At 66.8% G+C, this 7,958-nt stretch carries 7 protein-coding genes; 6 read left to right on the top strand and 1 reads right to left on the bottom strand.

Features of this window, described 5'->3' with window-relative positions; translation table 11 throughout:
- Window positions 1-142 precede the first annotated feature (142 nt).
- From FE811_RS24710 to FE811_RS24685, 6 genes are read left to right on the top strand one after another with little or no spacing between them, the layout of a single operon-like run.
- Window positions 143-400 (top strand): DUF4212 domain-containing protein, encoded by a 258-nt coding sequence (locus FE811_RS24710; protein WP_036760348.1) that lies wholly within the window; start codon window positions 143-145, stop codon window positions 398-400.
- A gap of 10 nt (window positions 401-410) precedes the next feature.
- Window positions 411-2,222: a sodium:solute symporter family protein gene (locus tag FE811_RS24705; protein ID WP_036760346.1), complete on the top strand. Its 1,812-nt coding sequence runs from the start codon at window positions 411-413 to the stop codon at window positions 2,220-2,222.
- 59 nt (window positions 2,223-2,281) lie between these two features.
- Window positions 2,282-4,093: a DUF294 nucleotidyltransferase-like domain-containing protein gene (locus FE811_RS24700; RefSeq protein ID WP_116222535.1), complete on the top strand. Its 1,812-nt coding sequence runs from the start codon at window positions 2,282-2,284 to the stop codon at window positions 4,091-4,093.
- 7 nt (window positions 4,094-4,100) lie between these two features.
- Window positions 4,101-4,598 carry a hypothetical protein gene (locus FE811_RS24695; protein ID WP_036760342.1) on the top strand — a complete coding sequence of 166 codons (498 nt, stop codon included), beginning with the start codon at window positions 4,101-4,103 and terminating at the stop codon, window positions 4,596-4,598.
- The gene (locus FE811_RS24690; protein WP_036760340.1) at window positions 4,598-4,969 is read left to right on the top strand and encodes a response regulator transcription factor; all 372 of its coding nucleotides are present in this window, start codon (window positions 4,598-4,600) and stop codon (window positions 4,967-4,969) included. The genes FE811_RS24695 and FE811_RS24690 overlap by 1 nt, the downstream gene beginning before the upstream one ends.
- Window positions 4,963-6,942, top strand: coding sequence for a 3'-5' exonuclease (locus FE811_RS24685; RefSeq protein ID WP_116222536.1), 1,980 nt, complete (start codon window positions 4,963-4,965; stop codon window positions 6,940-6,942). The genes FE811_RS24690 and FE811_RS24685 overlap by 7 nt, the downstream gene beginning before the upstream one ends.
- A gap of 540 nt (window positions 6,943-7,482) precedes the next feature.
- Here FE811_RS24685 and FE811_RS28495 read toward each other — a convergent pair.
- Window positions 7,483-7,746, bottom strand: a complete 264-nt coding sequence (locus tag FE811_RS28495; RefSeq protein ID WP_255469844.1) for a hypothetical protein — start codon at window positions 7,744-7,746, stop codon at window positions 7,483-7,485.
- Between the last annotated feature and the right edge of the window lie 212 nt (window positions 7,747-7,958).

Below are 7,958 nucleotides of genomic sequence, written 5' to 3'. Positions count from 1 at the left end.
CGAACTGATCGAGAACCGGATGAACCGCGCCTGAACCCAGGCGCGGAACACGCTCCCGGCCCTTTTCGCCGGGAGAAACGGAGGAGCAAACACGTCGAAAAAGACGGAACGACATGTTTGAAAAAGGGAGGATTTTAAGGACATGAGTGACAGACAATCGTCAAACGCATACTGGCAGGCCAATCTCAAACTGATCTGGCTGTGCATGATCATCTGGGCCCTGGTGTCCTATGGCTTCGGGATCATCCTGCGGCCGATGGTGGCGGGCATATCGGTGGGAGGAACCGACCTGGGATTCTGGTTCGCGCAGCAAGGCTCGATCCTGGTCTTCATCGTGCTGATCTTCTTCTATGCCTGGCGCATGAACAAGCTCGATGCCGAACACGGCGTGGACGAGTGAGGAGCATCCCATGAGCCAATTTACCCTCAATCTCCTGGTCATCGGCGCGTCCTTCGCGCTTTACATCGGCATCGCGATCTGGGCCCGCGCCGGGTCCACGGCCGAATTCTATGCCGCCAACCGGGGCGTCAGCCCGGTCATGAACGGCATGGCCACGGCGGCCGACTGGATGTCCGCCGCCTCGTTCATCTCGATGGCGGGCCTCATCGCCTTCACCGGCTATGACAACTCGACCTATCTGATGGGCTGGACCGGCGGCTATGTGCTGCTGGCGATGCTGCTTGCGCCCTATCTGCGCAAGTTCGGCAAGTTCACGGTGCCGGAATTCATCGGCGACCGCTTCTATTCGGGCACGGCGCGGATCATCGGCGTGATCTGCCTGCTGATCATCTCGATCACCTATGTGATCGGCCAGATGACCGGCGTCGGCGTGACCTTTTCGCGCTATCTGGAAGTGTCCAGCTCGACCGGGCTGTGGATCGGCGCGGCGCTGGTCTTCGTCTATGCCGTGTTGGGCGGGATGAAGGGCATCACCTATACCCAGGTGGCGCAGTATATCGTGCTGATCATTGCCTATACCATCCCGGCGGTGTTCATCGCGCTGCAACTGACCGGCCATGTGCTGCCGCAGACCGGGCTGTTCGGCACGCTGAACGCATCGGACACCAAGTTCCTGGCGACACTGGACCAGGTGGTCACCGATCTGGGCTTCCGCTCCTATACCGGCCATCACCAGTCGACGCTGGACATGGTGCTGTTCACCATGGCGCTGATGATCGGCACCGCGGGCCTGCCGCATGTCATCATCCGCTTCTTCACCGTGCCGAAGGTGGCCGATGCGCGCAAGTCGGCGGGTTGGGCGCTGGTCTTCATCGCGCTGCTCTATACCGTCGCTCCGGCGGTCGGCTCAATGTCGCGCTTCAACCTGACCGCGACCATGTGGCCGGGCGCCGAGGCAGGCCAAACCTTCAGCCAGCCGGCCGTGTCGCTGAGCGACATCGAGACCCGCGAAGACCTGAACTGGATGCGCAACTGGCAGCTGACCGGGCTGCTGAACTGGGAGGACAAGAATGGGGACGGCCTGATCCAGTATTACAACGAGGCCGGGGCCGCCAATGCACCGGTAGCGGCGATCGTCGCCGAGCAGGGCCTGGTGGGTAACGAACTGACCACCGTGAACAACGACATCATGGTTCTGGCCAACCCGGAGATCGCCAACCTGCCGGGCTGGGTCATCGCCATCGTCGCCGCCGGCGGCCTGGCGGCGGCGCTGTCCACCGCGGCGGGCCTGCTTCTGGCGATCTCGGGCGCGGTCAGCCACGACCTGATCAAGGGCGCGATCAACCCCGGCATCAGCGAGAAGGGAGAGCTGCTTGCCGCCCGCATCTCGATGGGGGTGTCGATCCTGGTGGCGACGATCCTGGGGCTGAACCCGCCCGGCTTTGCCGCGCAGACGGTGGCTTTGGCCTTCGGCCTGGCCGCAAGCTCGATCTTCCCGGTGCTGATGCTGGGCATCTTCTCGACGCGAATGAACAAGGAAGGCGCGATGGCGGGGATGCTGGCCGGGGTCATCTCGACGCTGGTCTATATCTTCACCTACAAGGGCTGGTTCTTCATCTCGGGTACCAACATGCTGCCGGACACGGCCGATGCGTGGCTGTTCGGCATCTCGCCGGCCTCGTTCGGGACCGTCGGCGCGCTGATCAACTTCGCGGTGGCCTATCTGGTGTCCAGCGTCACCAGGGAGCCGCCTGTCGAGGTGCGTGAGCTGGTCGAGTCGATCCGCGTCCCGCGCGGCGCCGGCGCGGCGCAGGCCCACTGACGAACGGTCGCGTCCCTTCGTGGGGGCGCGATCTTTCCGCCAATCGGCAGGGCAGAACCATGACCGACATCGCTGCATTCATCGCCTCGGTTCATCCCTATGACAGCCTGCCGCAGGACGAGCTGGAGCGGGCCGCGGCGTCGTTCAAGCGCAGGACCTATCCGGCCGGCAGCGTGATCTATCGCCACGGCGACAGGCTGGCGGGGGTTTACCTGATCGAGAGCGGTTTGGTCCGGGTCTCGGATGCCGTGGGAGATTCCGTTTCCGAACTGATGACGCGCAACTCCTTTGGCGAAAGGGGACTGCTGCGCGACGGGGTGGCGGTTACCACGGCGACGGCCATCGAGGATTCGACCGTGCTGATGCTGCCCCGTGCCGAGCTGATGCGGCTGATCGGCAGCCATCGCGCGGTGGCGCGCTTCTTCGACCGCGGCGGCTTGCCCGGCAATCGAGAAGGCGATCTGGCCCTGCTGAAGGTCGGCGACCTGATCGGGCGGCAGGCGCCGCTGACCTGCACCCCCCAGACCCCTGCCATCGAGGCCGCCCGCGCCATGCGCGACGCCCGCGTCAGCAGCATCGGCGTCCTGGACGGGGATCGGCTGGTCGGGCTGGTCACGATCCGCGACATGTCGAACCGCATCGTCGCCGAGGGGCGCGACGGAAACGTGCCCGTCGCGCAAGTGATGACGCCCGAGCCGATCACGCTGTCGCCCTCGGAACTGGGCTATGACGTGCTGAACATCATGCTCGAGCGCCGCATCGGCCATCTGCCGGTGGTCGAGAAGGCCCGCTTCGTCGGCATGGTCAGCCAGACCGACCTGACGCGGGTGCTGGCGATCTCGGCCTCGGCGCTGATCCGCGATATCGCGCAAGCGGCGGATGTCGCCGAGATGGCGGTGGCGACCGGCCGCATTCCCGCGCTGCTGGTGCAACTGGTCAACGGCCATCACCGGCACGAAACCATCACCCGGATGATTACCGACATCGCCGATGCGGTGACCCGCCGCCTGCTGGTCATGGCCGAGGCGCGGCTGGGTCCGCCGCCCGGCCCCTGGCTATGGGCGGCCTGCGGCAGCCAGGGGCGGCAGGAACAGACCGGCTTGTCGGATCAGGACAATTGCCTGATCCTCGGCGACGATTGCGACTCGGACGATCCGTGGTTCGCCGAGCTTGCGCGCTTTGTCTGCGACGGGCTGAACGCATGCGGCTATGTCTATTGTCCGGGCGAAATGATGGCCATCACCCCGCGCTGGCGCCAGCCGCGCAGGGTCTGGCGCGGCTATTTCCACGACTGGATCGCCCATCCCAGCCCCGAGGCGCAAATGCTGGCCTCGGTCATGTTCGACCTGCGCGCCATCGGCGGCGATGCCGCGCTGCTGGACGGGCTTCAGGCGGAAACCCTGCACATGGCGGCGAAGAATTCGATCTTCGTGGCGCATATGATCTCGAATGCGATGAAACACCGCCCGCCCTTGGGGTTGATCGGCGGCTTCGCGACCGCGCGCACGGGCGAGCATCGCCACCATATCGACATGAAACTCAATGGCGTCGTGCCCGTGGCGGATCTCGCGCGGATCTATGCGTTGCAGGGGCAGCTGACCCCCGTCAACACCAGGGCACGGCTGGTCGAGGCGCAGGCGGCGGGCGTCATCTCGGGTAGCGGCGCGCGCGACTTGATCGCGGCCTATGACCTGATCCAGACCACGCGGTTGGAAAACCAGGCCGCGCAGATCCGCGGGGGCGAACGGCCGGGGAACCACCTGTCCCCCGCCGCGCTGCCCGACTTTCAACGCAGCCACCTGCGCGACGCCTTCGTGGTGGTGCGGGGGATGCAATCGGCGCTAGGCCACGGCAAGGGGATGTTGGGATGAGGGGCGTATGACCGGGATAGGGGTCGAACTGCTGGGCGTGATCGCGGTCGGCGTGGGCGCGGCGGCGCTGCTTTATGCCGGAATGCACCTGTTGCGCAAGCTGGGGTGGGCGCCGGCGCGCTGGCTGCTGCCGGCGGGCATCGGCCTTGCTATGGTCGCTTATGCGGTCTGGAACGACTACGCTTGGTATGACCGCGCGGTCGCCCGGCTGCCCGCGGACGCGCAGATCCTGCTGGTGGGCCGCGACAGTCAGCTCTGGGCGCCCTGGACTTATCTGGCACCGGTCGTGATCCGCTTTGCCGCCCTTGATCCGGCCGGCATCTCGGAGACCGCCGAGGGCATCCGCCGGGCCGGGATCACGCTGGTCGAGCGGCGTGGCCCTACGTTGGTCGTGCCGCAGGAATTCGATTGCGCGAAGGGGCTGGTCCGGCCGGCGCGCGGCGCATGGTCGCCCCCCGGCCCATCGGACCCGGCCTATTCCGTCGTCTGCGGGGGAGGAGGCTGATGGCAGATATCCTTGTGGTCGAGGATGAGGACAATATCGCTACCGCCCTGGATTTCCTGCTGTCGCGCGACGGCCACAAGCACCGCCGCATGGCCACGGGTGCCGGCGCGGTCGAGGAGATCCGGGCCAACCGTCCCGATCTGGTGCTGCTGGACGTGATGCTGCCCGACGTCTCGGGCTATCAGATCGTGCAGGATGTGCGCGCCGATCCGGCGCTGAACGATGTGCGGGTGCTTTTGATGACCGCACGCGGCTCGGTCGTGGAACGCCGCAAGGGGCTGGCGCTGGGGGCGGACGGCTTCATCGCCAAGCCCTTCGAGCTGTCCGAGCTGCGCGCGGAACTGGCGCGGCTGCTGGGGGGACGATGCTGACGCAGCTGTCGCTGAGGGCTCGGGTTCTGTTGATCTTTGCCGGGCTTGCGGGCGCCGTCCTCGCGATCTTGGCGGCGGCGCTGTGGGTGGCGGGGGCAAGCCTTACGGGCCGGGGCGTCCCGGTCCAGGCGATGCTGGACGCGCTGGCGCTTGCGGCGCTGATCGCGGGGTTCGGCGCGTTGGGGATGATCGTCTGGATCTGGTTCCTGTTCGACCGCAACGTGGCCCGCCCGATCGAACTGCTGGCCGGGGGCTTGCGCACCGGCCAGACCCCCGAGATCGAGGAGGCCCGCTATCTTGCCGATCTGGGCCCCGCCGCGCGCGACGCCGCCGAGGCGCGGGCGCGTTCGGCCGAGGCGCTGGCCGATGCGGTCGCCGAACATGCCGCCGACCTGCAACGCGAGAAGGAGGCGCTGGAATCCATCCTTGCCGATATCGGTGCCGGCGCGGTGATGACCGATCCGGCCGGACGGGTGATGTTTTACAACGCCTCCGCCGCGCATCTCTTGCCGGGCATCGCGCTGGACCGCCCCATCGAGCGCCATCTGCCCGGCGGCGCGTTGGAGGCCGGGGCGGCGCGTCTGGCGGCGGGGGCGGCGGCGACGGACCTGACCTGCCTGACCTCGGCCGGGCAGCGGCTGTGGGGGCGCATGCGACGGGTCGATGGCGGCACGCTGCTGATCCTGAACGACCGTCCGCCGCAGCATCCCGCGCCGCGCGACCTGCTGGAGACTCTGCGCCGCCATGCCGCGACCCTGGTGCCAATGCTGGGTGCGTTGGAGGGACCGATCCCGCCTGCTCTGGCGCAGGCGATCCAGAGCGAGGGGCAGGGATTGGCCAATGTCCTGCGCGTACTGACCGAGGCGATGAGCGGTGACGCCCCGCGCGGAGGGGCTGGGCTGAACGAACTGGCCGCCGGGCTGGACCTGGCGCCCGACCAGCCTCGGCTGGTGCTGCTGGCTGACGCGGCCGGCGTGAACGGGCTGCTGCGCCATCTGGACCGCCGCCTGCGCGAACAGGGTGCGGCCCCCCGCCTTGCCGCCGAGGCCGAGGCCGGGGCCGAGGCGTCCGAGGCGCGGCTCTTGCTGCTCTGGACCGGGGCGGCGCTGCCCATGGACCGGCTGGAGGCCTGGCTGGCCGAACCGCCCGATCCGGCGCAGCCCGAACTGACCGGGCACGAGATCCTGGCCGCGCATGCCACCGGCATCTGGACCGAGGCGCGGGACGGTCAGGCGCGGCTGGTTCTGCCACTGCCGATCGCGCCGGGCCGGCCGGACAGCGCCGGGCTGACCTATGACTTCGCCCTGTCGCGGCGCGGCGCGGCCTCGTCGCGGCTGGCCGATCTGACCTGCGTGGTCTTCGACACCGAGACGACCGGGCTTGACCCCGCCGCTGACCGCATCGTGCAGATCGCCGGGCTGCGCATCGCCCGCGGCCGCCTGACCGGCGAGCGTTTCGACACGCTGGTTGATCCCGGCCGGCCGATCCCGCCTGCCTCGACCGCCGTGCATGGCATCACGGATGCGATGGTGGCCGGTGCCCCTGACATGACCGCAGCACTGACCGCCTTTCACCATTTCGCCGAGGATACGGTGCTGGTCGCCCATAACGCACCCTTCGACATGGGCTTCCTGCGCCGCGCCGTGCCCGAGACCGGGGCGCATTTCGACAATCAGGTGCTGGATACGGTGCTGCTTTCGGCGATGCTCTGGGGCCAGTCGGTGCCGCATTCGCTGGATGCGCTGACCGAGCGGCTTGGCATCATAATCCCGCCCGAGGCGCGCCACACCGCCATGGGCGACGCCCGCGCAACGGCCGAGGCCTATTTGCGGCTGATCGCGGCACTAGAGGCCAAGGGGCTGGAACGATTCGAGGACATACTGGCCGAGGCTCGCCGCCACCGCCGCCTGATCGACAACGCCAACAAGCCGGCAGGCGAGACCGCCTCCGACCCTGGGCCGGGGGCAGGCTGACCGCCCAACCTTCTGCGCGGCCATGGGGCGGATCGAATATCCGCCAGCCGGCAATTCCGCCGGCCGGCGCCGTCGGAACGGATAGGCCTGCCCGCCCGTTCCGATGCGGCGCTTCCGGTTCACCAGCCAATCCCGCAACGCCACTGCTGTGGCGTGTCCAAAGAGGAGTGCACCACCGGGAATACTTTAAGAAGCGTTAAGAGGCCCATGTGCGAATCGTCAAGCTGAAGCGTCTTGGTGTGGCGACAATGGCAGTGGGGCGGGCAGTGAAGCTGCGAGATCGTTGAGCGAATAGGTAGATCGCGTTGTTTTTTTTCTGGCGCGGGACAGATGGTATGAATTTTGTACGCTATCACCCATGCACTGGGTTGGTTGAGCCGATAGACTATTAGTATTGTGGCATAGTTGCTTTGCGTGATGACAACTACGCAGCAGTTCGAAACAGACCATAACTGCCATATGGTGGAAGTGAGCCTTTGGTGAGATGATTGGTTGAAGTAAACTGCCAGGATTGATGAATGCGCACACCTGCAACCACCTTTACTTGCTCCGGGCGCAAGTAAAGATCATAGCTTGCCCCGCAACCAACGATAATTGCGAAACCTCCAAAGCCCCGGCTGCGGAGGTTTTTTGCTGCCTAGGCGACGGCCTCCGCGACGCCTCCATCCGCCCCAGAAGATTGTCCAGCGCCTCGGCCTCCGACAGGAAATCCGGGTTCTTCCTGCCCGCCGCGAAGCGCAGGATCGCGCCGAGGTCGCCGCGCAGCACGATGGCCAGTTCGCCATCCTCCGGCACCAGCGTCACCTGCTCGACCAGCGAGTGCAGGATCTCCGCCGCCTGCGCACGGTTGTCCTCGTGCCGCAGGTTCTCGGAAAGCTCTGCGATGCGTTGAGCATAGNGCCAGTTTTGCGGTCAACTCGGCCTTGCGGGCTTCCAGCCGCTTCATGTCGTCGACGATGGCCTGGATCGGGCCGCCGGCCTTCAGCGCGGCCAGCAGCTTCGACAGTTCCCGGTCG

Origin of the sequence: Paracoccus sp. FO-3, from assembly GCF_006386455.1 — a bacterium.
Taxonomy (GTDB): domain Bacteria; phylum Pseudomonadota; class Alphaproteobacteria; order Rhodobacterales; family Rhodobacteraceae; genus Paracoccus; species Paracoccus versutus.
This window is presented reverse-complemented; position numbering and strand designations above follow the sequence as displayed.